Origin of the sequence: Rhodococcus sp. C-2 (genome assembly GCF_027854095.1) — a bacterium.
In the GTDB taxonomy this organism is placed as follows: domain Bacteria; phylum Actinomycetota; class Actinomycetes; order Mycobacteriales; family Mycobacteriaceae; genus Rhodococcus_F; species Rhodococcus_F qingshengii.
In genome coordinates this window covers 404,501-428,754 of sequence record NZ_JAQGFI010000005.1, presented here as the reverse complement: position 1 = coordinate 428,754, position 24,254 = coordinate 404,501, and the positions used below count along the sequence as shown (strand labels likewise).

Annotated in this window: 30 protein-coding genes and 1 tRNA gene; 22 read left to right on the top strand and 9 right to left on the bottom strand. The window is 62.1% G+C overall.

Features of this window, described 5'->3' with window-relative positions; translation table 11 throughout:
• Positions 1 to 100: 100 nt before the first annotated feature.
• From PCS43_RS13595 to PCS43_RS13585, 3 genes are read right to left on the bottom strand one after another with little or no spacing between them, the layout of a single operon-like run.
• Positions 101 to 886 (bottom strand): MBL fold metallo-hydrolase, encoded by a 786-nt coding sequence (locus PCS43_RS13595; protein WP_007732381.1) that lies wholly within the window; start codon positions 884 to 886, stop codon positions 101 to 103.
• Positions 886 to 1,356 (bottom strand): RidA family protein, encoded by a 471-nt coding sequence (locus PCS43_RS13590; RefSeq protein WP_003943508.1) that lies wholly within the window; start codon positions 1,354 to 1,356, stop codon positions 886 to 888. Before PCS43_RS13590 ends, PCS43_RS13595 begins: the two co-directional genes overlap by 1 nt.
• Before the next feature lie 5 nt (positions 1,357 to 1,361).
• On the bottom strand, positions 1,362 to 1,526 hold the full coding sequence (locus PCS43_RS13585; protein WP_003943454.1) for a hypothetical protein: 165 nt from the start codon (positions 1,524 to 1,526) through the stop codon (positions 1,362 to 1,364).
• A 53-nt stretch (positions 1,527 to 1,579) separates the two neighbouring features.
• On the opposite strand from PCS43_RS13585, the gene PCS43_RS13580 reads away from it, so the two are divergent.
• Positions 1,580 to 2,593: an ArsA family ATPase gene (locus PCS43_RS13580; protein ID WP_037130910.1), complete on the top strand. Its 1,014-nt coding sequence runs from the start codon at positions 1,580 to 1,582 to the stop codon at positions 2,591 to 2,593.
• Positions 2,593 to 3,771: an ArsA family ATPase gene (locus PCS43_RS13575; protein WP_007732380.1), complete on the top strand. Its 1,179-nt coding sequence runs from the start codon at positions 2,593 to 2,595 to the stop codon at positions 3,769 to 3,771. The genes PCS43_RS13580 and PCS43_RS13575 overlap by 1 nt, the downstream gene beginning before the upstream one ends.
• A gap of 18 nt (positions 3,772 to 3,789) precedes the next feature.
• On the opposite strand, the gene PCS43_RS13570 is transcribed toward PCS43_RS13575, so the two are convergent.
• On the bottom strand, positions 3,790 to 4,113 hold the full coding sequence (locus PCS43_RS13570) for a WhiB family transcriptional regulator (RefSeq protein ID WP_007732375.1): 324 nt from the start codon (positions 4,111 to 4,113) through the stop codon (positions 3,790 to 3,792).
• Between the two features lie 291 nt (positions 4,114 to 4,404).
• On the opposite strand from PCS43_RS13570, the gene PCS43_RS13565 reads away from it, so the two are divergent.
• On the top strand, positions 4,405 to 6,774 hold the full coding sequence (locus tag PCS43_RS13565) for a penicillin-binding protein (RefSeq protein WP_003943525.1): 2,370 nt from the start codon (positions 4,405 to 4,407) through the stop codon (positions 6,772 to 6,774).
• Between the two features lie 95 nt (positions 6,775 to 6,869).
• On the opposite strand, the gene PCS43_RS13560 is transcribed toward PCS43_RS13565, so the two are convergent.
• A complete protein-coding gene (locus PCS43_RS13560) occupies positions 6,870 to 7,346 on the bottom strand; it encodes a GatB/YqeY domain-containing protein (RefSeq protein WP_003943491.1) in 477 nt (158 codons plus the stop codon).
• A gap of 132 nt (positions 7,347 to 7,478) precedes the next feature.
• Between PCS43_RS13560 and PCS43_RS13555 the strand changes: the two genes are divergently transcribed.
• Together PCS43_RS13555 and PCS43_RS13550 are read left to right on the top strand one after the other, a co-directional pair.
• On the top strand, positions 7,479 to 8,447 hold the full coding sequence (locus PCS43_RS13555) for a metallophosphoesterase (RefSeq protein ID WP_042446661.1): 969 nt from the start codon (positions 7,479 to 7,481) through the stop codon (positions 8,445 to 8,447).
• 54 nt (positions 8,448 to 8,501) lie between these two features.
• A tRNA-Pro gene (locus PCS43_RS13550) sits at positions 8,502 to 8,575 on the top strand.
• 85 nt (positions 8,576 to 8,660) lie between these two features.
• Here PCS43_RS13550 and PCS43_RS13545 read toward each other — a convergent pair.
• Positions 8,661 to 9,878 carry a tyrosine-type recombinase/integrase gene (locus PCS43_RS13545; protein ID WP_270923057.1) on the bottom strand — a complete coding sequence of 406 codons (1,218 nt, stop codon included), beginning with the start codon at positions 9,876 to 9,878 and terminating at the stop codon, positions 8,661 to 8,663.
• Complete coding sequence (locus tag PCS43_RS13540) at positions 9,865 to 10,311, bottom strand: helix-turn-helix domain-containing protein (RefSeq protein WP_270923056.1); 447 nt, start codon at positions 10,309 to 10,311, stop codon at positions 9,865 to 9,867. The genes PCS43_RS13545 and PCS43_RS13540 overlap by 14 nt, the downstream gene beginning before the upstream one ends.
• A gap of 126 nt (positions 10,312 to 10,437) precedes the next feature.
• On the opposite strand from PCS43_RS13540, the gene PCS43_RS13535 reads away from it, so the two are divergent.
• The 14 genes from PCS43_RS13535 (at position 10,438) to PCS43_RS13470 (ending at position 18,457) form a co-directional block, all read left to right on the top strand.
• A complete protein-coding gene (locus PCS43_RS13535; protein ID WP_270923055.1) occupies positions 10,438 to 10,656 on the top strand; it encodes a helix-turn-helix domain-containing protein in 219 nt (72 codons plus the stop codon).
• A gap of 79 nt (positions 10,657 to 10,735) precedes the next feature.
• On the top strand, positions 10,736 to 11,152 hold the full coding sequence (locus tag PCS43_RS13530; protein ID WP_270923054.1) for a hypothetical protein: 417 nt from the start codon (positions 10,736 to 10,738) through the stop codon (positions 11,150 to 11,152).
• Between the two features lie 271 nt (positions 11,153 to 11,423).
• The gene (locus PCS43_RS13525) at positions 11,424 to 12,563 is read left to right on the top strand and encodes an AAA family ATPase (protein WP_270923053.1); all 1,140 of its coding nucleotides are present in this window, start codon (positions 11,424 to 11,426) and stop codon (positions 12,561 to 12,563) included.
• Entirely contained in the window at positions 12,560 to 12,766 is a 207-nt protein-coding gene (locus PCS43_RS13520; protein WP_270923052.1) for a hypothetical protein, read from the top strand. The genes PCS43_RS13525 and PCS43_RS13520 overlap by 4 nt, the downstream gene beginning before the upstream one ends.
• Positions 12,763 to 12,966: a hypothetical protein gene (locus PCS43_RS13515; protein ID WP_270923051.1), complete on the top strand. Its 204-nt coding sequence runs from the start codon at positions 12,763 to 12,765 to the stop codon at positions 12,964 to 12,966. The genes PCS43_RS13520 and PCS43_RS13515 overlap by 4 nt, the downstream gene beginning before the upstream one ends.
• A gap of 9 nt (positions 12,967 to 12,975) precedes the next feature.
• The gene (locus PCS43_RS13510; RefSeq protein WP_270923050.1) at positions 12,976 to 13,233 is read left to right on the top strand and encodes a hypothetical protein; all 258 of its coding nucleotides are present in this window, start codon (positions 12,976 to 12,978) and stop codon (positions 13,231 to 13,233) included.
• Positions 13,233 to 13,421, top strand: coding sequence for a hypothetical protein (locus PCS43_RS13505; RefSeq protein ID WP_270923049.1), 189 nt, complete (start codon positions 13,233 to 13,235; stop codon positions 13,419 to 13,421). The genes PCS43_RS13510 and PCS43_RS13505 overlap by 1 nt, the downstream gene beginning before the upstream one ends.
• Entirely contained in the window at positions 13,414 to 13,869 is a 456-nt protein-coding gene (locus PCS43_RS13500; protein WP_270923048.1) for a hypothetical protein, read from the top strand. Before PCS43_RS13505 ends, PCS43_RS13500 begins: the two co-directional genes overlap by 8 nt.
• A 302-nt stretch (positions 13,870 to 14,171) precedes the next feature.
• Positions 14,172 to 15,053, top strand: a complete 882-nt coding sequence (locus tag PCS43_RS13495; protein WP_209922622.1) for a phage major capsid protein — start codon at positions 14,172 to 14,174, stop codon at positions 15,051 to 15,053.
• A 2-nt stretch (positions 15,054 to 15,055) separates the two neighbouring features.
• On the top strand, positions 15,056 to 15,550 hold the full coding sequence (locus PCS43_RS13490; protein WP_245219737.1) for a hypothetical protein: 495 nt from the start codon (positions 15,056 to 15,058) through the stop codon (positions 15,548 to 15,550).
• Entirely contained in the window at positions 15,543 to 17,021 is a 1,479-nt protein-coding gene (locus tag PCS43_RS13485) for a terminase large subunit domain-containing protein (protein WP_270923047.1), read from the top strand. The genes PCS43_RS13490 and PCS43_RS13485 overlap by 8 nt, the downstream gene beginning before the upstream one ends.
• A gap of 133 nt (positions 17,022 to 17,154) precedes the next feature.
• Complete coding sequence (locus tag PCS43_RS13480) at positions 17,155 to 17,406, top strand: hypothetical protein (RefSeq protein ID WP_270923046.1); 252 nt, start codon at positions 17,155 to 17,157, stop codon at positions 17,404 to 17,406.
• Between the two features lie 297 nt (positions 17,407 to 17,703).
• Complete coding sequence (locus PCS43_RS13475) at positions 17,704 to 18,027, top strand: hypothetical protein (protein WP_003943496.1); 324 nt, start codon at positions 17,704 to 17,706, stop codon at positions 18,025 to 18,027.
• Positions 18,028 to 18,103: 76 nt separating this feature from the next.
• Entirely contained in the window at positions 18,104 to 18,457 is a 354-nt protein-coding gene (locus tag PCS43_RS13470) for a VOC family protein (protein WP_058227115.1), read from the top strand.
• Between the two features lies 1 nt (position 18,458).
• On the opposite strand, the gene PCS43_RS13465 is transcribed toward PCS43_RS13470, so the two are convergent.
• Positions 18,459 to 20,015, bottom strand: coding sequence for an acyl-CoA synthetase (locus PCS43_RS13465; RefSeq protein WP_209911105.1), 1,557 nt, complete (start codon positions 20,013 to 20,015; stop codon positions 18,459 to 18,461).
• Between the two features lie 189 nt (positions 20,016 to 20,204).
• Between PCS43_RS13465 and PCS43_RS13460 the strand changes: the two genes are divergently transcribed.
• Positions 20,205 to 21,236: an ABC transporter substrate-binding protein gene (locus PCS43_RS13460; RefSeq protein ID WP_003943522.1), complete on the top strand. Its 1,032-nt coding sequence runs from the start codon at positions 20,205 to 20,207 to the stop codon at positions 21,234 to 21,236.
• Positions 21,237 to 21,293: 57 nt separating this feature from the next.
• Here the strand turns inward: PCS43_RS13460 and PCS43_RS13455 are convergent, their stop codons facing one another.
• Entirely contained in the window at positions 21,294 to 21,770 is a 477-nt protein-coding gene (locus PCS43_RS13455) for a MarR family winged helix-turn-helix transcriptional regulator (RefSeq protein WP_209911101.1), read from the bottom strand.
• Positions 21,771 to 21,890: 120 nt separating this feature from the next.
• On the opposite strand from PCS43_RS13455, the gene PCS43_RS13450 reads away from it, so the two are divergent.
• Positions 21,891 to 23,507 (top strand): DHA2 family efflux MFS transporter permease subunit, encoded by a 1,617-nt coding sequence (locus tag PCS43_RS13450; protein WP_209911098.1) that lies wholly within the window; start codon positions 21,891 to 21,893, stop codon positions 23,505 to 23,507.
• A gap of 29 nt (positions 23,508 to 23,536) precedes the next feature.
• Positions 23,537 to 24,250: a DUF6891 domain-containing protein gene (locus tag PCS43_RS13445; protein WP_245361528.1), complete on the top strand. Its 714-nt coding sequence runs from the start codon at positions 23,537 to 23,539 to the stop codon at positions 24,248 to 24,250.
• Positions 24,251 to 24,254 lie beyond the last annotated feature (4 nt).

Here is a 24,254-nt window from a genome sequence, read left to right as displayed (position 1 = left end):
ATCAAACAAATGCAAAAACTGCCGCCAGCTATACCTCGATCGGCATAGATGGCGGCAGTTCGGCCACACAACTCAGCTCTGCATGTCGGCGCCGAGCGCCTCAGCGTCGCAGATACGCCAACTGCACGTTGACGGATTTCTCCGCGACCGGCCACAACTTCGGGTCCACGTCGGAGTAGACGTGTTCGACTACGTCGCGCACCGAGGCCGACTCGCCCAACGTCGACAGAGCAGCCCGCACCTGATCCAGACGCTCCTCGCGGTGGGCGAGGTACTGCTGCGAAATCGCCTGCAGATCGGGTAGGTCCGGACCGTGCCCGGGAAGAACCGTCAGTCCTTCGCCGAGTGCGGCCAGCGATCGCAGCGAGGTGAGGTAGTCCCCCAGATCGCCGTCGGAGTCGTCGAGAACTGCCGTGCCGCGGCCGAGAATGGTGTCGCCCGTCAGCACGCTCGCATCGTTCTCGATGACTATCGACACCGAATCCGCGGTATGGCCCGGCGTCGCGAGGATCCGCAACTTCAGGCCCGCTACCTCGATCACTTCACCGTCGACAAGCGCCGAAGCGCCCCCGCGAAGAAAAGTTGGGTCGACGGAACGCACTGGAGCCGAAGTCAATTCGTGGAAACGGTCCACCCCGCCGGTGTGGTCGTAGTGCCGGTGCGTGATCAAGGTCAGCGCTACCGGACCGATACCAGCGACACGTTGCAGGTGTTCCTCGTCGTTGTCGCCTGGATCGACGACAACACACTCGACGCTGCCCGGAGCGTGCAGAATCCAAGTGTTCGTACCGTCCAGCGTCATCATGCCCGGGTTGTTCTCGAGCAAGACCGAAGCGATGTCGGTGACGCGGCGAAGCTGCGCGTAGGCGGGATGGACAGTCGACATCAGCGAACTTCGACGATCAGTTCCACCTCGACCGGAGAGCCGAGGGGAAGTTCTGCCACGCCGACTGCCGAACGGGCGTGGATACCGGCGTCGCCGAGCACCTCACCGAGGAACTCGGATGCGCCGTTGATCACGCCGGGCTGACCGGTGAATCCTTCGGCGGATGCCACGAAGCCGACAACCTTGACGACACGAACGACGTTGTCGATGCCGACCAGGGCGTCGATGGCAGCGAGAGCGTTGAGCGCGCAGGTGCGAGCCGCGGCCTTGGCGTCCTCATCCGACACGCCCGCGCCGAGCTTGCCGGTCAGCGCCAGTTTTCCGTCGACGAACGGGAGCTGACCCGACGTGTACACGTGGTTGCCGCTGCGAACCGCGGGAACGTACGCAGCGACGGGTGCCGCGACGGCGGGAAGTGCAATGCCCAGTTCGGCGAGACGCTCCGACCAGGTCTGTGTTGCCTCTGCCATGTGATTCAGCCCTTCGGACGCTTCATGTACGCGACGTGCTGCTCGCCCGACGCGCTCGGCAGGACGGCGACGAGTTCCCAGCCGTCGACACCCCAGTTGTCGAGAATTGCCTTCGGATTGTGGACCAGCAACGGAGTCACGGTGTATTCCCAGGAAGTTATTTCGCTCATGCGGTGAGCCTATCCCGCGTACATCTTCGGCCCCAGACTTATAGGCTCGCGGTGTGGTTGCATCCCAAGATGAGCTGAGCAGGACCTGGCCCGAGTCTGCGACGAAGGCCCGCCTGCACTTTGTGTCAGGTAAAGGCGGAACCGGTAAGTCCACGGTTGCCGCCGCGTTGGCGCTCGCGTTGGCCGAAGGCGGCAAGCGCGTTCTCCTCGTGGAGGTCGAGGGCCGCCAGGGAATCGCGCAGCTCTTCGACGTGCCACCGCTTCCACCGCAGGAGACCAAGGTCGCGGCCGCCGAAGGTGGCGGTGAAGTGATGGCTCTGGCCGTCGACATCGAGACCGCGTTCCTCGAATACCTCGAAATGTTCTACAACCTCGGCTTCGCCGGCCGGGCGATGCGTAAGTTCGGCGCCATCGAATTCGCCACCACAATCGCTCCAGGCCTTCGCGACGTTCTGCTCACCGGCAAGATCAAGGAGTGCGTCATCCGCACCGATCGAACCGGCAAACGCGTGTACGACGCCGTTGTCGTCGATGCTCCCCCGACCGGGCGGATCGGCAGCTTCCTCGACGTCACCAAGGCGATGGCCGACCTCGCCAAGGGCGGCCCGGTGCATTCGCAGAGTGAAGGCGTCGTTCGGCTGCTGCACTCGCCGGAGACCGTCGTACATCTTGTTGCGCTTCTCGAAGCGCTGCCCGTTCAGGAAACCGCCGACGCCGCCGCAGAACTGGCGCGTGACGACCTCAACCTCGGTGCCATCATCGTCAACCGCGCCAGCCCGAGGTTCTTGCCCGAAGACCAACTCTCCGGTGCTGCAGCCGGCAACATCGATGCAGCTTCGATCCGGTCGACGCTCTCCGATGTCGGCATCGATCTGTCCGACGACGACTTCGCCGGCCTGCTCACCGAGACGATCGAGCACGCGTCGGTGCTCGAAGCTCAAGAATCCAGTGCGGAGAAGCTCCGCGAGATCGACGGCGCGCGGGTGCAACTTCCCGCACTCGCCGACGGCGTCGATCTCGGTGGGCTCTACGAGCTGGCCGAATACCTCACGGAACAGGGCGTGTGATGACCGAGACCACCGAGAACGTGACGGTCGGCAGTTCCAGGACCGGCCGACGCGCAGCTCCTGCCCTCGATATTTCGGCGATCATCAAGGACCCGACGGCCCGGATCGTGGTGTGTTGCGGCGCAGGTGGCGTCGGCAAGACCACGACGGCTGCGTCGCTGGCGTTGCGGGCAGCCGAAGAGGGCCGACGCGTAGTCGTCCTCACCATCGATCCGGCCCGTCGCCTCGCACAGGCCTTGGGTGTGGCCGAACTCGACAACACTCCGCAGCCGGTGAAGCTGGGTCCCGAGGCCACGGGCGAACTCCACGCGATGATGCTGAACATGCGTCGGACTTTCGACGAGATGGTCATCGAGCATTCGAGCCCTGAGAAGGCCGAGCAGATCCTGGCGAATCCCTTTTACCAAACCGTTGCCACATCGTTCTCCGGAACGCAGGAGTACATGGCGATGGAGAAGTTGGGGCAGCTGGCGTCGAACGACGCGTGGGATCTGGTGATCGTCGATACCCCGCCGTCGCGCAATGCGCTCGACTTCCTCGACGCTCCACAGAGGCTCGGAACATTCCTCGACGGACGGATGATCCGGCTGCTCTCGGCACCCGGCCGTGGCCTGACCAGGCTCGTGGCCGGCGCGATGGGATTGGCCCTGAAGGGTGTCTCGACCATCGTGGGAAGCCAAATGCTTTCGGATGCATCGGCATTCGTGCAGTCGCTCGACTCGATGTTCGGCGGTTTCCGTGAACGCGCCACGAAGACCTACGAGTTGCTGCGTCAGCCGGGGACTCATTTCCTGGTGATCGCAGCGGCCGAGCCCGACGCTCTCCGTGAGGCGGCGTTCTTCGTCGATCGCCTTGCGGGTGACTCGATGCCGTTGGCCGGTCTGGTTCTCAACCGCACTCACCCGACGTTGACGGCTCTGCCTGCCGATCATGCGGTGACCGCCGCCGACAAACTGGAAGCGAAGGAAAATGCGACCGAGGCCGAGGCCCTCACCGCAGCCGTTCTCCGCATCCATGCCCATCGGGCAGTGATCGCGAAGCGAGAAATCGCCTTGCTGAGTCGATTCACCGCAGCTCACCCGAGGGTGCCGCTGATCGGTGTTCCGTCGCTACCGTTCGAGGTCTCGGACCTCGAGGCGCTGCGCGCGGTGGGAGATCAGCTCACTCGTAAGGGCTGATCCCCCGATCGACCTGGATCAGACTGCTGAGTGATGCTGGCGCTGGTCTTCGAAGAACTCGGACCAGGAGTCGACGTCGGGGTGCTGCTTGAGCAGTGCACGGCGCTGACGTTCGGTCATTCCGCCCCACACACCGAACTCGACACGGTTGTCGAGAGCATCTGCTCCGCACTGCATGAGAACCGGGCAGTGACGGCAGATGGTGGCTGCCTTGCGCTGTGCGGCGCCACGAACAAAAAGTTGGTCGGGATCGACCTCGCGGCATCGCGCCTGAGTTACCCAGGCAATTCGTGCCTCGGCCTGCTCGATGTCCAAACGGCTACTCGGGGTGGCTGTGTACATTCTGGGTCCCCTCTACAAAGTCTGACCGTCGCCATGAGGCGAGCAGCGCACCATCTCAGCCGTCTCGCGGTAGCACGTGAAAGCTGAGACACATTCGTGATCGAGTGTTACGTCGATCACACTGATCACAATTTAGGTAAAGAACGCCCCTAACGCAAGACGGTCGGGAGCATTTTTTGGTACGGCAGTACAAAGCGCGTGTTCAGGAGGTTTTGAACACCCGCAAAACACTGAAACCGGTTCCAATGGGTGGGCACACGTACTCTGTAGATCGTGTCGATTGCAAAAACAGTGGCGAAGCTCGCCGGAAGCTCCGCATTGGCGGGTGTCCTGGTCGCAGGGGTGATGTTCCCGGTGGCCGGCGGATTCGGATTCGCGTCCAATCGCGCTGCCGATACCGTCGACAACGTCTCGGCCGAACTGGTCGAAGGCACGGTCCCCGCGGTGTCCACCATGGTCGATGCGGCAGGCAATCCCATTGCCTGGCTGTACGACCAACGACGCTTCGAAGTCCCGAGCGAGAAGATCTCCAACAACATGAAGTTGGCGATCGTCTCCATCGAGGACCGCCGGTTCCCCGACCACAAGGGCGTCGACTGGCAGGGAACGCTGCGCGCCTTCCTCACCAACACGACGACCGGTGAAGTGCAGCAGGGCGCGTCGACACTCGATCAGCAGTATGTGAAGAACTACCAACTGTTGGTCGTGGCCAAGACGGATGCCGAGCGCCGCGCTGCCATCGAGACCACCCCGGCCCGAAAGATCCGCGAGATCCGGATGGCGCTGACGCTGGACAAGGAACTCACGAAAGACGAGATCCTCACCCGGTACCTCAACCTCGTACCTTTCGGCAACGGATCCTTCGGCATTCAGGACGCGGCTCAGACCTACTTCGGCGTCGACGCCGCAGATCTGACCGTTCCGCAGTCCGCGATGCTGGCCGGCATGGTTCAGTCCAGCTCCGCGCTGAACCCGTACACGAACGTCGAGGGCGTGACCGAGCGTCGTAACACCGTGCTCGACACCATGATCACGAACATTCCGGATCGTGCCGACGAGTTCCGTGCGGCCAAGGAAGAGCCCCTCGGCGTCCTCGAAACCCCCAACAACTTGCCGCGCGGCTGCATCGCTGCAGGCGATCGCGGATTCTTCTGTGATTACGCACTGAAGTACCTCTCGGATGCCGGAATCACCCGCGACCAGATCAACGAGGGTGGTTACCTCATCAAGACCACTCTCGATCCGCAGGTCCAGGCGTCCACCAAGGCCGGACTGAACGCGAACGCGAGCGCCAACCTCGACGGCATCGCGAACGTGATGAACGTGATCAGGCCGGGCCAGGATTCACACAAGGTCATCGCGATGGCCAGCAGTCGCACGTACGGACTCAATGCCGACGCCGACGAAACCGTCCAGGCGCAGCCGTACTCCCTTGCCGGTGACGGTGCGGGTTCCGTCTTCAAGATCTTCACGACCGCTGCGGCGATGGAGAAGGGCCTCGGCATCAACGCGACCCTCGACGTGCCCAAGCGCTTCGAAGCCAAGGGCATGGGTAGCGGTGGTGCGGCAGGCTGCCCGGTCTCGACGTACTGCGTGGAGAACGCCGGCAACTATCCGCCGACGCTGTCCGTGACCGACGCCCTGGCACAGTCCCCAAACACCGCTTTCGTCAAGCTCATCGAGGCGACCGGCGTCACGCCGACCGTCGACATGGCTGTCCGTCTCGGCATGCGCTCGTACGCCGATCCCAACACCTCGGGCTTCGACGAGCGCAGCATGGCCGACTTCCAGAAGGAACAAAACCTCGGTTCGTTCACCCTCGGCCCCACCTGGATCAACCCGCTCGAACTCTCCAACGTCGCGGCCACTCTCGCCTCGCACGGCAAGTGGTGCCCGCCGAGTCCCATCGATTCGGTCTTCGACCGCTACGGCAAGCCGGTGGCCGTCACCGAGCAGGGCTGTGAGCAGGTCGTCGAGCCCGGCTTGGCAGACACACTCGCCAACGCCATGAGCCGTGACGACGTCGGCGCCGGTACGTCTGCCGGTGCCGCGAGCAGCGCCGGATGGAGCCTGCCGATGTCGGGCAAGACGGGTACCACCGAGACCCACAAGTCCTCGGCGTTCCTCGGTTTCACCAACAACCTCGCTGCGGCCGTCTACATCTTCGGCGACTCCCCGACACCCGGCGAGATCTGCTCGAGCCCGCTACGCCCCTGCTACAGCGGCAACCTGTACGGCGGTACCGAACCGGCGAGATCCTGGTTCGCGGCAATGAACCCGGTCGCCAACAACTTCGGGCCCACCTCGCTGCCTCCGATCGACGAGAAGTACGCACGGGGATCACAGAACGGCCAGGTTCCCGAGGTTGTCGGCCTGAGCCAGTCGGCGGCGACGTCGAGGTTGCAGGCGTCCGGCTTCACGGTCAATTCCGTGACCACGGCGTCCGGAGCACGCGCGGGAACGGTCACCGGAGTTTCGCCGTCCGGGTCCGCGATCCCGGGTTCGACCGTCACGATCTACATCAGTGACGGGTCCGTAAGGGCTCCGGCAGCACCCGCATCCCCGGCAGCTCCAGCAGCTCCGGCACCGGGCGCGACTCCCCCGGATGCGACTCCGCCGGGAGGCGAACCCGCACCGCCTGCGGGGACCCCACCGAACTGACGGCCCTGAAAACTGACGGCTCTGAAAACAAGAACGGCCGCGATCTCCGAGTGACTCGGAGTTCGCGGCCGTTTTCGGTTTCCGGTGGCGCGCTTCTACAAGCGGGACTTCACTGCTGCAGAGATACGGGCGCCATCGGCCTTGCCCTTGGCCAGCGCGCTGGCGGCCTTGATGACCTGGCCCATCTGACGCATACCCGGACGCTCACCGAGCTCCTCGGACACCTGAGCGAGGGCGGTGTCGACGACGTCGACGAGTTCGGCGTCGGTCAACGGCGTCGGCAGGTACTCGTCGATGATCTGAGCTTCGGCGCGCTCTTTCGCGGCAAGTTCACCGCGGCCGTTCTCGGTGTAGATCTCGGCCGATTCGCCGCGCTTCTTCGATTCCTTTGCAAGGACTTTGATGATTTCTTCGTCGGTGAGGACCCGTGCTTCCTTACCTGCAACCTCTTCGGTCTGGATGGCTGCCATGAGCATCCGAAGGGTGGCTGTACGTAGCGGATCCTTCGCCTTCATGGATGCAACCATGTCGGTTCGGAGGGTGGCTTTGAGCGATGGTGTCGTGTCGGACATGGTGGAAACGCTACGCGCTCGGCGTTTCGAGCGTGCCGATAGTTACCTCCGCCCGGACACAATTCTCTGTGGAATAGCTGTAAAAGGCGGCGAGAGCGACGCAGAAGAACGCCACACCCGTATCCTTGAGAGGTGTCTTCCCAGTTCCGCACCAATCTGACCCGCACCGCACTTGGTGCCGCGGGCGCCGCTGCACTAGGGATCGGGTACGCATCCGGCATCGAACGCAATGCATTTGCACTGCGTGAGGTGACGATGCCAGTCCTGGCGCCCGGTTCGTCGTCGCTGCGGGTCCTCCATCTCAGCGACCTGCACATGATGCCGAACCAACGGTTGAAACAGAATTGGTTGCGTGAGCTCGAAGGCCTCGACCCCGACCTCGTAATCAACACCGGCGACAACTTGTCGCATCAGCGCAGCGTCCCGGCAGTGGTCCAGGCGCTCGGCGATCTGTTGGCTCGGCCGGGTCTGTTCGTCTTCGGCAGCAACGACTACTTCGCTCCGAAACCGAAGAATCCACTGAGCTACATCTTCAACAAGGACAAGCGCATCACCGGCGATCCCCTCCCCTGGGGCGATCTGCGGGCCGCGTTCACCGAACGTGGATGGCTCGACATGACCCACGTGCGCCGCGAACTCGAAGTGGCCGGTATTCGCATTGCTGCCGCCGGCGTCGACGATCCGCACCTGAAGCGCGATCGCTACGACACCGTCGCCGGAACACCGAATCCCGTCGCCCAGCTCAAGCTCGGCCTGACGCACTCACCCGAACCTCGAGTTCTCGACCGGTTCGCCGACGACGGCTACGACCTGGTGCTCGCCGGCCACACGCACGGTGGTCAGCTGTGCCTTCCGTTCTACGGCGCGCTGGTCACCAACTGCCAGATCGACCGATCCCGGGTCAAGGGACCGTCGAAGTGGGGCGCGCACACCCAGCTGCACGTCTCAGCGGGCATCGGCACTTCGCCGTGGGCTCCGGCACGCTTCTGCTGCCGCCCCGAGGCAACTCTGCTGACTTTGGTTCCGGCGACCAGGCGCGAACCGGAGCATGTCTCCGCACACAGTTCCGCAGAGTCTCCAGCGTCGGTTCTACGCAACTGACCTGCGGATTTAATGTCAGTCGACTCGGTAATGTAAGCTAACCGAGGTTCGACACGGGGTGTGGCGCAGCTTGGTAGCGCGCTTCGTTCGGGACGAAGAGGTCGTGGGTTCAAATCCCGCCACCCCGACAGAACTAGAAGGCCCTTGACCTGCCGATACGGTGGTCAAGGGCCTTCTTTTTTGTGTCCATGCAACAGGATATGCAATAGCGACCTACTGAACGAGTGCAGCGAACCTGTCCGCAGCCTCGCGTTGCATCGTCGGACTCACGTGCGAGTAGATGTCCATCGTCGTGGTGATGGTCGAGTGCCCCAGACGCTCCTGCACCACCTTCGGGTGTTCCCCCGACTCCAGCAGCAGCGAGGCGTGCGTGTGCCGCAGCCCCTTCAGCGTCATGTGAGGCAGTACGTCCTCTCCGAGCGCTGCCTTGGCCCACCCCATCCGCAACCCCCACGCCTTCGTGATGGCTTTGGGTTGTCGGCTGGTGCCGTCGAGGTTCCCGAACACGTACCCGGTACCACCTGCCAGCGACAGGGCTACGGCTCCACGCTTGGCCCGGTAGCTCTTCAGTACGTCGAGGGTGTTCTTGTCGAGGTTGACGACTCGTGCGCCACCTGTCTTGGTGAGTTTGACGGTGCCTCGGGCGGTGGTGTCGAGTGCGCGTCGGATGGACACCCTGCCGGATGCCTGGTCGATGTCGGCCCAGCGGAGGGCAAGTGCTTCGGATCTGCGCATGCCGGTGTAGGCGATGAGGTGCCATAGCGGGTAGTAGTCGTCTTCGAGTTCGTTTCGGTTCCACGCGAGGAAGGCTGCGAGCTGCTCTCTGGTCCACGTGAGCATCTCGGGTTTGGCTGCTTTGATTTGGCGGCCTGTGGGGGCTTTGACGATGCCTGCTTTGCGGGCTGGGTTGACTGCGATGTATCCGTCGTCTTTGGCGGCGTCGAACATGGCTCCGATGAGTACGTGCACTTTGTTGACGGTGTTCGCGGACAGCGGTTCACCGACATGGCCGGCGTCTTTGCGGCCTTCGGTGCGGAGATATTTGTAGTGGGCTGCGAGGCGGGTTGCTGTCACTTTGTCGAGTGTCAGATCGCCGAGTTTGGGTTTGACGTGGTTTTTGGCGAGGCGTTTGTATCCGGCGATGGTGGATGCTTCGAGCTGGAGTCCGGCGATCCATTGGTCGGCGTAGGCCGCGATGGTGGGTGCGGTGCGGACAAACTTGATTCGGTTCTTGAGTTGGTTTTTGGCGTCGGTGAGTGCGTTGTCGGCGTCTTCGGCTGTTGCGAATCCTGCTTTGCCGGTTTGCCGGTCTCCGTTGTCGGGTTGTTCGGGGTCGATGGGTACCCAGAGTTGGTAGCGCCATCGGGTGCCGGCTTTGGTGGTGTAGCTGGTGATGCTGCCTTTGCCTGCCCGCCGGCTACGCCTCGCCATTGTCTGGCCTCATTCCGAGTCGAGCGAAATACCGTTCGCGTTCCCACTTCGCGATGTCATCAGGGGCCTTCGTCGAGATCATGTAGGCGATGTCGACCCCGAGCAGACGGGCGATCAATTCGGCTTCGTCGAGAGTGATCTTTCGCTTCCCCTTCTCAAGGCGCGCCACCGCAGAAGCATCTATCTTGATGCCTGCCTGGGTCATCTGCTCAGCAATACCAGCCTGCGTCATTGAGCTCTTCACTGATTCGTCCGCGGTCTGCTCGCTCAACATCATTCGCCGGGCCTTCATCCACATTCCGAATCGGATGCTGGGACTCGGGTTGAACCACTCCCGCAGCTGGTACTTCTCGATCCACGGCCCTCCGCCGGGGTCCGTTGGCCCGTACGTACCGGGCAAGGACAGATCTTGATTCTCTGATTCTGAAGTCATTTGACGATCCCCTTGTTGGTGATTTTCGCCTGCGCTTGTGGGTTCAGCCTACGGGAGGTATGTTGATTATGTCCATTGGTGAATATCACCAGTAACTGCGTTAGTCACATTTCAGGAGAGCAGGGAATGGGAGCACCAAGTCCAACACCAACGTTGTCGATCGACGACATCAAGAACATGACGACAGTTGCAATCACGCGTACGACCGTTGCATCAGCGCTCGGGATAGATCCGCGCACGGTCACGACTGCAATTGAGAACGGGAGCATCCCGAGCGTGACGCTTGGGCGTCGAGTGCTCATCCCCCGTCTGCCATTTCTCGCGCTCTTCGGCGCAAATGACTGAAGGCCTCATCGTGAACCCAGCGGGTGCGACCGCTGGCGACGAGACCTTCACCCGAACAATCCCCCAACAGGAGACTCAGATGCCCACCAGCGTAACCGAAATCATCATCGACCGCGCAAACGAGCAGTTCGGCGACACGAATCCGCCCGCTTGGTACAACGGCCCCCACCGTGAATTCGAGTCAGAGTGTGCAGGAACGGCGATGCGTCCGTTCGAGCGCTACTACGACACTCCCGTTGGCGAAGTCCACTTGTTCCGGTGCGACGAAGCGGCCAAAGGGCAGATGACTCTCGGTGAGAGCACCGTGTACGTGGAAGCAACCGACGACTACCTGTCGGCGGCTGATGCGTTGGCATTCGGCACCGCGGTTGTCATGGCCGCTACTCGTCTCGCAGCGGCAGAAGGTGGAGCGTCGGTCGATGACGTGCACACCCTCATCGACCAGCTACAGGACGTTGTGCGCGAGATGGCACGACGGGCCGAGGTGGACGAATGATCACCGAGCAGCTGCGCCGACGCCGCGCAACGTGCCACCGAATGGAGCGCCTCGACTGCGGGTGCATTGATCCATGGACGTGCAGATGTCACGAAAAGGAAAGCAGCAGAACAGATCCCGAACTCGTGAAAGTTGTTGCCGAGCACCTGCTCGCTGCGACGGGCGGGCCGGGGATTGGACATGACGCGGATGCAGGGCGAGCCCTGTGGCGTCGGGGTGGGCGTGATGCCCACCTCGCGGAACTCATCAACAGGTGCGGAGGCATCAACATATGACAGCTGTGAATTCACCTGCGGAGGTGATTGCGATCAGTCAGCGGCACGCCGTACCCGAACCGCATGTACTCGACGGGATGGTGAATGGCGCTTGGCTTGATGAGCAACACTTTCCACCGTTGCAGTGGAGCGTGCAGGGCATCGTCCCGGAAGGTTTCGGGTTGATCGTTGCGCCACCGAAGGCCGGCAAATCGTGGTTCGTTGCTGGTATCGGACTGGCTTGCGCGGCTGGTGGTCTCGCCCTCGGGAAGATCCCGGTCACCCGGCGCCCAGTTCTGTACATGGCGCTGGAGGACGGGCATCGACGACTACAGGGCCGGTTCCGGCAGATCCTCGGTGAGGGGGTGCCGATCCCGAAGGACATTCATCTGATTGTTCGTGCTCGCCCGCTGGAGGTGGTGTCGATGATCTCCGAGTTTCTGGAGCGCCATGGGTCCAAAGCGCCTCTGATCATTTTGGACACGCTCGGGAAGGTGAAGCCTCCCAAGCGTGCCGGGGAGGATGCGTACACCGCTGACTATGCGATCGGTACGAAGCTGAAAGACCTCGTTGATGCGGTGGCGGGGTCGAGTCTGTTGGTGGTGCACCACACCCGCAAGGCGGAGTCCGACGACTTCGTGGATGCAGTGTCCGGTACGCAGGGCATCGCGGGATCCGCGGACTTCATTCTGGTGTTGGCACGCAAACGTAAGTCTGATGATGCGGTGCTCGCTGTGACGGGCCGGGATGTGCCCGAGAACGAGTACGCCCTCACAACGTCGGACGGTCGGTGGTCACTCGACGGTATGGACCTGACGGACGCGGCTGCCACCGTAGAGAACAGGCAGCAGAAAACGGTGTTGAGTGATCGGTCGATGGAGATTCTGCGGTTCGTTGAGGGCAGGGATCAGACAACGCCGAGTGAACTCGCAGCCCACATCGATATCGATTCCAAGATGGCGGGCACGCTTCTAGGCCGACTGGCGGACGCCGGTCGCATCACGAAGGTGAGCCGAGGTGTCTATGGAAAGTGTGTGGAAAGTGTGGGAACTGTTGAAAGTGAGGTAGATCCCCAGCTCGACATCGACTCACCCACCTCTGAAGACTCCACCAATTCCACACTTTCCACGGTTTCCACACCAGGAGAACACCTATGAAGCCCGTCGTCCTTGAATTCTCCGAGCGAACCAACGACATCTTGGCGTTCGTCAACTCCCGCCCGGAAACCACCGCGAAAGACGTCGAGTCGGCATTAGAGGGAATCAACAACAACGATGCGGGTACGTACTTACGCCGGCTTCGCAAGTACGGGTTGATCAGCAAACGCTACAGAGGTATCTACACACCAGGAGAATCATGACCGTCTACACCTCCGCAACTGCCATGCTCGCGGCTGTCACCGCAAAGATGATCGCGGCCGACGACATCGATCCCGACGACTACGACCTCCCCTCAATCGTCGACGACTGCTTCAACTACTCCGACGCCGCGCAGGGATTCGTCCAAACAGCATCCGATGCCGAGTTCTGGCTTTCCGTCGACCGCCATGCATATGCCTAGGACAACCACATGACAGAAGCCAGTGAGTCGATGGCGCTCGCAGCCAGTCTCATCGCCCTCGCCATGGAAGGACGCGCCGTGGACATCCACATGATGCTCACGTTGATGTCCGACGCCGAACGCACCGGAGTCCTACTCTCTGCCATCGCCTTCGGCGCATCCGCCCAGGAACGCATGGACGAAGCACACGGTCTCGACATCACCGAATCACCTGAATTCCTGCGCAATGCAGCACTCAAACTCACAGCCCCAGAGGAGAAAAACTGATGCCCAACGAAATCGCTACCGGCGACCTGCTCGGCTTGGCGCGAGTGCAGGCACGACGCCGGCTCAAGTCACTCGCCAACGTCGCAGTGAAATTCGAGCCCCAACAGCTCACCCTCCTGAACTCGCTTCTCGACGAGTTTGCCCGCAAGTCCAGCTCGATTCGCAACGAGGAGAACAACAATGACTGACACCGCACCCGAGACCGTCGACTCCCTGCCCGCGTGGGCACAAAAGGTGATCGGAGACCTCCGCAGTGAGGCCGCCACCAACCGCAAAGCGGCCACCGACGCGCAGACCGAACGGGACACCTACCGCGACGAACTAGCCGGCATCGCAACAAAGACTGCACTTGACGGACTGACAGGAATCCTCGCGGACCCCGAAGACCTTGCGCGCTACGTCGATACCACCGCCCTGCGCGGTGACGACGGCAAGCCCGATCCCGGTAAGTACGAACAGGCCGCACGAGACCTCGCCACCGAACGCCCACACCTCGGCATCCCCCCGAAGCCTGCGGGCAGATCCGGCGGCGAAGTATCCGGCGGGCGAACCGAGCTAGCACGGCCCACCGACACGGCGACACAAATCGCTTCCGGCACCGCGGACTTCGTGAGCCTGGTGCAGGGAACCAACTAGCCCGCACAACCTCCGAGACCGGCACCCGTCGTGGTGCCGGTCTCGAACTAGTTGCACAGATGCAAGTAATTCGACTACTGTCACTGTGACGGATCGGCCTGGCGCTGAAATGTCACACCCCAGGTGTACGGGCGCGCAAACTTTGGAATCTCCGAAGTTTCGCGTCACACCTCCGAGGTCCGGCACCTCAAACGTACGACTGCTAGAGCTCGACGCTCGCGGTCAATTCCCTTGGCGTACAACGCTATTCCCTTGCCGGGCACTCGCACACGATCCCGGCCCTGACATACCAGGAGCCACACATGGCACTCTCCACCGCAGGCGCTGGATCGGTTCTCTCCGCAGAGCAGATCACCAACATCGTCACCGTCCCCCTTCAGAAGGCATCCGTCTTCCTCGCATCCGGCCCCACCATCATCGACAGCCACGGCCCGGTGAGGATACCGACTTACACAGGCTCGACTTCCCCGTCCTGGCACGGTGAGAACGAACTCATCGACGAGGTGGAACCCACCTTCTCCGAGGTGCTGCTGTTGGATCCGAAGATCGAATCCATCAAGTCGCTGCACCGCTACTCCAACGAGCTTGCCCGTCAATCGATTGTCGAGACCATCGGCGCGATCCAGTCCCGGATGATTACCGACGTCGCTGGCAAGATCGACGACACGTTCATCGCGGGTACCGGTGCCGGCGGCACCCAGCCGAAGGGCATCCTGAACTACACCGGCACACAGGAAATCCTCACTGTCGGTGTTCCCACGATCGACAAGCTGCACGACGCGGAAGGTCTCGCGCTCGGCGCCGAAATCGACCCGACTCGCCTGCGCTGGTTCATGCACTCCCGAGACTTCGTGAACATCCGCAAGATCAAGGACAGCGCCGGCCGCTACCTCGTGCAGCCCGATGTCACCCAGTCCGGCGCCTACATGCTTCTCGGCCATCCTGTCGTTGTCACCAACCGCATCCCCGTCAACGGTGGCACCGGCACCAACGAGTCCAGCATCGTCCTCGCTGACATGTCCATGATCACCGTTGCCCGCGACATGTCGCCGACAGTCGTACTTTTGGACCAGACCTTCGGTGACTACGACCAGCAGGCTATCCGTGTCGTCTGCCGCTACGACGCTGCTCCCGTCAACCCCAAGGGCATCGTCGTCCTGCGCGGCGTGAAGCTCACGGCGTAGTCATGGCAGGCGCACCCATCCGGCGCGCCCGCAAGAACTCGGGCACGAAGGTCGTCACTGCCTTCGTGCCCGAGTTTCCCGGGCAAGAGTTCGAAGGCCAACGCCCACCCTTCGAGAAAAACAACACCCTGTCGCTCAAGCACGGCGCGCACTCCGAACGCGCCCTCGCACCCATCGCCGAAGCATGGGTCAAGACAGCACTCGAACAGGCGCCCTACCTCCGAGATCCCAGCTATGAGCCAGCACTGTTGGCGTGGGCACGCTTCGAAGCCAAGTGCGATCTGCTGCACGACTGGATCGACAACAACAGCCTCATCGACGGCAACGGACACGCAACCCCCGCCGCGAAACTCCTGCCCACCTACGAGGGCAGAGCCGCAGCACTCCGAGCAACTCTCGGCATGGACCCCATCAGCCGCGCCAAACTCCAACGCGACGCAGCAGCAACACAAGTCGACCTAGCCGCACTCATGGCAGAAGAAGGCCCCAATGCCTAAAACTCTCAACCGAGAAACAGTCCGAGCCGCCAAAGCTGACATCGAAATCTTCGCCCGCGACCTCGTCGGCGCCCCACTCTTCGACTACCAACTCGACGCAGCCCGAAACCCCAGTGACATAACGGTTTTGAACGCAGGCAGGCAGGTCGGAAAATCCACCCTCATGGCAATGTGCGCGCTCCACCGCGCATTCGCCCAACCCGGGTCCATGGTGCTCATCCTCTCTGCCGGAGAATCAGCGGCCAAAACCATGCTCTCCCGAGTCGCCGAACTCATGCGCGGAACCATCCTCGAAGCGTCAACCGTCGAAGACCTCAAAGACCGGATTGTCCTCACCACCGGATCCACAATCCGCTGCCTCCCAGCCTCCGAACGCGCCGTACGAGGCGAAAGCGTGGACCTCTTAATTCTCGACGAGGCAGCGAAACAGCCAGCCGATATGTGGTCAGCAGCGGCTTGGACCACCGTCGCCCGCCCCGGCAGCCGCGTCATCATGGCCTCCACACCATGGTCACAAAACCACTGGTTCCACCGCGCCTACATCGCCGGCCAAGCCAAACGAGACGGCTACTACTCCTACCACTGGCCCAGCACCACCAGCCCCCTCATGAACACCGAACGGCTCGAACAACTCCGAGCCACCATGACCACCCACCAATACAACGCCGAAGTACTCGCCGAATGGTCCGAGGATGTCGGGGCTTACTTCTCAACCGCAGAACTCGACGCCTGCGTCGCGGACTACACCCTCACCCCACCAGACAAGGCGTACGGGCAGCTCGCCGTAGCCGGCCTCGACTGGGGCCGAGTCCACGACGCGCAAGCCGTCACACTCCTCGCAGCCCTCGACGACGACGAACTCAACAAAGCCACCCACCCCGAAGAAACCATCTACTACATTCCCTGGCTCGAAAACCACTTCAACATGCGCTACTCAGACTTCCAACAACGCATCCTCGACATCGCCAAAGGCTACGAACTACGCCACATCGTGTCCGAACTCAATGGCCCCGGCAACCCCGCCACCGAACAACTCTCCGACCTCCTCCGCCGCAACCGACACGTCACCAAAGGTCAGTCCTGGATCGCCGGAGTCAACACCACCAACCGAGGCAAACAGAACGCCTTCGGGATGCTCAAACTCCTCGTTCAGCAGGGCCGTATCGTCTTGCCCCGAGAACCCGACCTGCTCAGTCAGTTGCACTCCCTGACCTACGAACGCACCGACAGCGGACAAATGCGCATCGCCGTACCCGATATAGCCGGACATGACGACGCCGCCATGTCCCTCGCTCAGTGCATGTCCACAATCGGCAACAACACCCTCTACCGAGAAGACAACCCCCGCCCCCGCAAAGACACCATCCTCACCACCCCCGGAGGGACACGCATCCACCAAACCCCCCGCGCCCTCAACAACTGGTACGCCTTCGGCAGAGCACGCGTCCACGACCGCTACAACAAGTGGTAACCCACACAACCCACTGCCGCGCCTGCTCGTACCTCACAGCCTTGCCAACCAATAGCCCCAACCTATAAATATCCAATCAACTGGATAATTATGCAAACAACCAAGCTCACCATCCGCCCACTATGTTCGGACGATGACACCCCCACCATGGCTGCCAGAAGGCGAATACGGACACATCCGATTCATGGCCGAGCAGAAGATCCGCGACTACGAACGCCGAGGCACCGGACGACACGGCGTGACCGAGTACCTCATCCACGCCACAGCCCTACGCAATGTCTGGGACAAACACATCACCCAAACCCAGCAGAACAATGACCCATGCCTCGAATGCAACCAACCATGGCCGTGCAGCTCTATCGCAGCGATCTTCGCACCAGACTGAACGCGTGCCGGCCTGTCCCGATTAGTCGGTTTGTTTGACAGTTCCCCGCGTGTGTGAGACCTCATGCAACAGCTCATGCAATACCGCTATTGCATCGACGTGTATCAGGATGCTGCTTTGACTGTGAGATGCCGAGGTTGAGTGCAGGTCAGAGGTTGTTTCCTGCCCTCGCTTGAACCTAGATGTTTGTGTGGTGTCAGGAGTTCAAATCCCGCCACCCCGACAGTGAAGAACAGAAATCGAGGCCCTTCCGCTTACGCGGGAGGGCCTCGATTTCGTTGACGATAAGGTGAAGCCGTGGCATCCGAACCAGACTTCGCGCACAACGACATGGCGAGCCGTAGCCGACGTGAGAAAGCTGTCGGTCTTGCCAAGTTCGCCTGGGATCGCGATATCAGTAGTGCAGAGTTGCTCGACATGCCCGACGATCGGCTGCGCAAGCTTGCGCGGGCGGCGGGCGCCAATCCGCCAAGCACGCGGGAGACCTGGACGATCGCGGCCGGACTGCTCGACGAGAAAGCCGTGTGGGCAGCAGCCAACCCAGACCGTCCCGAAGCTCGGCGTGAGCATCCGGACGAGAAGATCATGTGGGTGAAGAAGCCGATCGAGCCCTGGCTGTGACAGCCGAATTGAGTGCAGCTGTGACAGCCGAATTGAGCGCAGCTGTGACAGCCGAATTCAGCGGAGCTGTGAACCGGTGATCGGGCAGGTCGATGAAGTAGTTGTGGATTGCTCCGCACCAGCCCAGTTGGCGATCTTCTGGGCCGGAATCCTCGGTGGGCAGCCGGTGGAGCGGAGCGCGGAGTGGGCGTTTGTCGACCCTCCAGGATGGACTCGCCTCGCCTTCCAACGTGTACCGGAATCCAAGCTGACGAAGAATCGTCTACACATCGACGTCAGTGTGGATGACGTCGTCGCTGCGACCGAAGCTGCCGAGCGCCTCGGCGCAACTCGGGTCGGCACTGTCCAGGAGGACCCGGCCGGCACCTTTCAGGTGCTGCTGGATCCCGAGGGAAACGAGTGGTGCGTCGTCCGAAGTGCCGGAAGGTGATTTACGCTCCCGCTACGGTTTCGCGAGCCCAACGGTAGTCGGCCTTACCGCTGGGCGAGCGGAGGATGCTTGGTACGAGCACGATCGAGCGGGGGATCTTGTACCCGGCGACGTGGGTGCGGCAATGCTCCGACAATGATTCCGTCGCAACATCTTCGAATCCCGGTCGAACCTGCACCACCGCGGCGACCTTCTCACCGAATCGAGTGTCGGGCGCACCCGCCACCAAAGCGTCGAAAACTGCCGGGTGAGTTTTGAGTGCCTGCTCCACTTCTTCGGGGTAGACCTTCTCGCCGCCGGAGTTGATGCACATCGAACCGCGCCCGAGCAGCACGATGGTTCCGTCGGCTTCCATCGTGCCCATGTCCCCGAGTACCGCCAGACGAACCCCGTCGACGACGGGAAAAGTTGCAGCAGTCTTGGCCGGGTCGCCGAAGTAGGCAACAGGAACATGGCCGGCCCGGGCGATGAAACCGACTGTGTCCGAGCCTGGTTCGATGCGACGGAATTCGTCGTCCACAAGAATCATGTTGGGGTTGGATCGAATTCGCTTGGAACCGTCCTCACCGAATTCGACGACGCCGTCGTTGCCGGATTCCGAAGCACCGAATGCATCCTTGATCACCAACCCCGGTAGTCGGGTTGTCAGTTCTGCTTTCAGGTTCGGGGAGAACAACGCGCCACCCGACCCGATCAGTTGGAGAGTCGAAAGGTCGTAGCGCCCTTCGCTTGCGGTGATGGCGTCGGCGATCGGCCGAGCAATTGCGTCGCCGACGACGGTGATTCCGGTGATCTTCTCGGCCTCGACCAGTCGCAACACTTCCATCGGATCGAAGCTGCGGGTCAGCACTCGGGGCGCTCCCATGAGGAATGCCGTGAGCAGTGAATAGATTGCGGCTCCATGCATGAGCGGCGGGATGAGTAGCAGCACAGTTGGATTGGTGTTCGCTACAGCTGCATCCACAACCTCTTCGAGACTCCGACGCGGCGGCCCGCTGAGGTTCGCTCCGGACAGCGCGGCGAAGAAGAAGTCCTCGTGCCGCCACACCACACCCTTGGGCATTCCGGTTGTGCCGCCGGTGTAGATGATGAAATGGTCGTCGTTGCTGCGAGGGCCGAAGTCGCGGGTATCAGTCTGCGCGGCAAGGGCGTTCTCGTAGTCTTCGCCGACGATCAGCACGTGGGTGATCTCCGGACACTGCGGAACCACGGCCAATGCCGTCGGCGCGAATTCCTCTTCGACCAGCAGTGCCACCATTTGAGAGTTGGTGTAGATGTACAGGAGTTCTGCATCGGTATAGCGGAAGTTGACGTTGATCGGTACCGCTCTGATCTTCAAGCAAGCCAGGAGCGCTTCGACGTACTCGACGCAGTTACGCATGTGAATACCGACGTGCTGCCCAGGCTCGACGCCCACCGACTGCAGGTGATGAGCGAGTCGGTTCGATCGCAGTTCGAGTTCGGCGTAGCTCAATCGCACGTCTTCCAGAATCAAGGGAACTCGATCGGGGATCGCATCGGCAACGGCCTCGAACAGATCGGCAATGTTCAGGGTCATCGAAATCCTCACTACACGCGTCTTCGCTTACCAGTACAGGTCTTTCGCGAAGCTAACACGTTGGTCGCACCCTGTAGTCCGAATTGCGTAGCGGTCCCGCTGAGCGAGACCTGACGCGCCGCTCACCTGGCGTCAACGGTGCGGATACCTCCCTGACCAAGCCCGATAACCGAAAGGTAGGGTAGCCTAATGCACTCACGCACCACTCTCCGGAGCCGCACGTCGGTCCGGGTCGCCATGGTTGCCTTGGCGACTGTTTTTGCCGCTACGGCCTGCGGCTCTTCCGACGCCGGCGGCAACGCAAACGGCAACACCGATGTCGCGACCGGCGGCAAGCTGTTCAGCACCGCCGACACGGAAACCGCGAAGCTCGGCAGCGATGCCGCGCCAGGCGAGTTCCCTCGCACCATCACCCATGCCCTGGGCGAGACCACCCTCGAGGCCAAGCCGACCCGCGTCGTCGTCCTCGACAGCGGTGAACTCGACGAGGTTCTCTCGCTCGGGATCACCCCGGTCGGCATCGCCAGCCCGGAAAGCGCCGCCGGTCAGCCGTCGTACCTGGCGGACAAGTTGGTCGGTGTCCCCGATGTCGGCACGACCAACAACCTCAACCTCGAGGCGATCACCGCACTGCAGCCCGATCTGATCCTCGGCAGCAAGCTGCGCCAGGACAAGCTTTACCCGCAACTCGCGGCAATCGCTCCGACGGTCTTCAGCATCCGCCCCGGCTTTCCGTGGAAGGAGAACTTCCTCCTTGCCGGTGACGCACTCGGCGAGGAGACCAAGGCTGAGCAGGTTCTCAACGACTACCAAGAGCACGCCGACAAGGTACGTGAGTCGATCGACGGCTCCCCGACCGTTTCACTGGTTCGTTTCATGTCCGGGAAGCTGCGCCTGTACGGCAATCTGTCGTTCATCGGCGTCATCTTGAAGGACGTCGGCCTGCCCCGCCCGGCGATCCAGGACATCGACGAACTGGCCGTCGAGGTCAGCCCGGAAACGATCACCGAGGCGGAGGGTGACCGAATCTTCTACTCCAGCTACGGAAATCCCGCCGACACGGGCCAGACCACGGTTGTTGCCGGACCGCTGTGGGCCAGCATGGACGCAGTCAAGGAAGGACGCGCCACCGAGGTGAGCGACGAGACCTGGTTCCTGGGCCTCGGCCCGACAGGTGCCGGCCTGGTTCTCGACGACCTGCAAGCCAAGCTCGGCAAGTAGCCGTCACCGGCACAAAGAACGCCGCCCGACTCTCCGGAGTCGAGCGGCGTTTTTTGTTCAGCGGTTGTCCTGCTCGAGGTGTTCGTTCATCGTCGAGTGAAGGTCGACGAGAAATTCCTCGAATCGACTGAGCAGTTCGGGCGGGTACTTCGCCATCATGGCGTCGAGTCGCTCGGCAAGGGGCCCGAAGAACTCGTCCGCCAGGTCCTGCACATGCGCACTGCTGTGCAGCGTGACCACTCGCCGGTCGGCATTCTCTCGGGTCCGGACGATATGTCCCGCCTTCTCCAGGCGGTTGAGCAACGCGGTGGTTGCACCCGACGTCAGCGAGATCCGCTCTCCGAGGCGGGCGGGTGAGAGCGGCGTCCCCTTCTCCTCGGCAGCGGTGATTTCCATCAAGGCAGTCGCGTCGGTGGAATGCAGGCCGAGCCACGACGCGAATCGATGGCTGAATTCGGTGAACGTGCCACCGTACGCGCGGAATTCGTCCATCAGCCGCTCCCGCTCCACGGAGATGTCGCGCGGTGCCTCCACCTCGGTGATCCCACCTTTCCTGTGCCAGACGGCGGCCGGTCGAGCCCAGCGCGCACGTTGACAACTTACCGCCTCAAATATACCTTCATTGTAAAGTTACTTCACAATGGAGGTTTATTCGTGAACATCTCACCCACCACCCGCAAGTGGTTGGGCCTGATCGCCATTGCACTCGGCGTGGCACTGATCGTCGTCGACACCACGATCGTCAACGTCATAGTTCCCTCGATCATCGAAGATCTCGGGATCAATTCCGTTCAGGCTCAATGGATCCAAGAGTCCTACGCAATCGTGTTCGCGGCACTTCTGCTATTGGTCGGCAGAGTTGCCGATCTGGTCGGCGCTCGTCGCATCTTCATTGCCGGTGTCATCGTGTTCGGCGCGACGAGCCTGCTGGCCGGACTGGCGCCGAACGGCGGTCTGCTCATCCTGGCGCGCTTCCTGCAGGGCGCCGGCGCGGCCATGATCCTGCCCACGTCACTGTCGCTTCTGAACGCGATGTTCACCGGAAAGGCGCGCGGCCAGGCCTTCGCGGTCTGGGGCTCCACCATCGGCGCTGCATCCGCCCTCGGCCCATTGCTCGGCGGCTGGCTTGCCGAACATGCCTCATGGCGTTGGGCATTCGGGATCAACATTCCGCTTGCTGCGCTCATTCTGATCGGCGCAGTGCTGTTCATCGCGCCCTCACCCCGCACCGCTGGGCGCGTCGACGCCACCGGAGCGGCACTGTCCATCGCCGGCCTGGGCCTGCTGGCCTTCGGACTCGTCGAGGGACGAACGTACGGGTGGCTGACGACGAAGGAACCCTTCGATCTGTTCGGTCTTTCATGGTCCAGCGGCCCGTCGCCGGTTCTGGTGGCGCTGGTTCTCGCCGTTCTGTCGCTCGGTGCGTTCGCTTACCGTCAAACCATGCTCACCCGCAGCGACGATCCGTCGCGGGCACTGATGGACGTACGGTTGTTCTCCATCTCGTCGTTCCGCAACGGCAACATCGCGACGCTGATCATCGGACTCGGCGAGTTCGGAATCGTTGCGGTGCTTCCTCTCTGGCTCCAGTTCACGCTCGGATACAGCGCACTCCAGGCAGGGCTCGCACTGGTTCCCATTGCCATCGGCAGCTTTGTCGCCAGTGGTGCGAGCTTCGGGCTGGCATCGAAGGTCTCGCCGTTGGGCTTGGTCCGTATCGGCCTGGCTCTCGAAGCGCTCGGTCTCGCCGGTCTCGGATTCATCGCTGCGACAGACAGCGCCTGGTGGACTATCGCCGCAGTGCTGTTCTTCTACGGAATCGGCGTCGGTTTTGCGACTGCCCAGGTGACCAACGTCGTGCTCGAGGAGATTCCCGAGCAGAGCGCCGGTCAAGGCTCCGGCATTCAGAGCGCGTTCCGCCAACTCGGATCCGCACTGGGCATCGCTGTCCTCACCACGGTCTTCTTCAGCACTCTCAATTCGACGCTGAACAACGACCTCACCGGATCCGGTGTCGACCAAGCTCAGGCTGATCAGTTGACGCGGGCAGTCACCGACAGCGCAGGCGCCGCCATCGACTCGCTGGCCGGTTCACCGAACACTGCCTTCGTCGCCGACGCTGCCCAATCTGCGATGACTCACGGCATCACACTCGGCGGATACCTTGCGGCCGGATTTGTCGTGGTGGGCCTGATCGCCACGGCGCTCATCCCGAACAAGCCGGCCCCGTCAAACGAGGAGGAAACGAAAGCAGCAGCCGACGCCGCCTGACGGTCGGATCGGTGCAGTACGGTGCCGGTATGCGATTGCCCTGGTCACGGTCAGCACAGTCACGGTCAGCACCGGTGCTCAGTGAGGCCGACATCGTCGCCGTACGTGAGCAAGCACGCGAACTGGTAGTCCCAGGTTTCGCTACGTTCGACGAAATCTGCGAAGCCGCCCGAGACTGTGTCGAGGGCGGCTTCGAGAACGACGAACTCGGCAGACAGATCGACGCAGTAGTGCGTGAGGTCTGGGACCGAAGAGTCGAGGAGCAGACCCAGTGGACGGCTCCCGGAGACTTCGAGCGCCTCTCCGCAGCCTTCGCCGAACTCGAACGCAACGGCATCGTGGCCCGGATGAACTTCACCTGCTGCATGCAGTGCGGCACTACCGAAATCGACGACGAACGCACGCCGTCCGAACCCGACGAGAACGGGTATCCCTTTGCTCAGTGGGCGTACACGTTCTTCCACATGCAAGATGCGGAGCGTCTCGGCGACGAGCCGTCCGATCTCTACTTGTCCTACAGTGCGTTTCGTCCGGCCCACGATCTCGATCCCGCGCTGGTCGCCGCTGCCTTCGGTGGCGACGAAACCGCCAAGGCACACATGATCGCGCATACCGATCAGACCGTCGGGCGCCAGGTAGCCGACGCACTCCGAACTCAGGGGCTGAGCGTCGATTGGAACGGTGACAACAATCAGCGTATCCGTGTCACCGACGTATGTTGGCGCAAACCGCTTCCGCAGTAGGAGA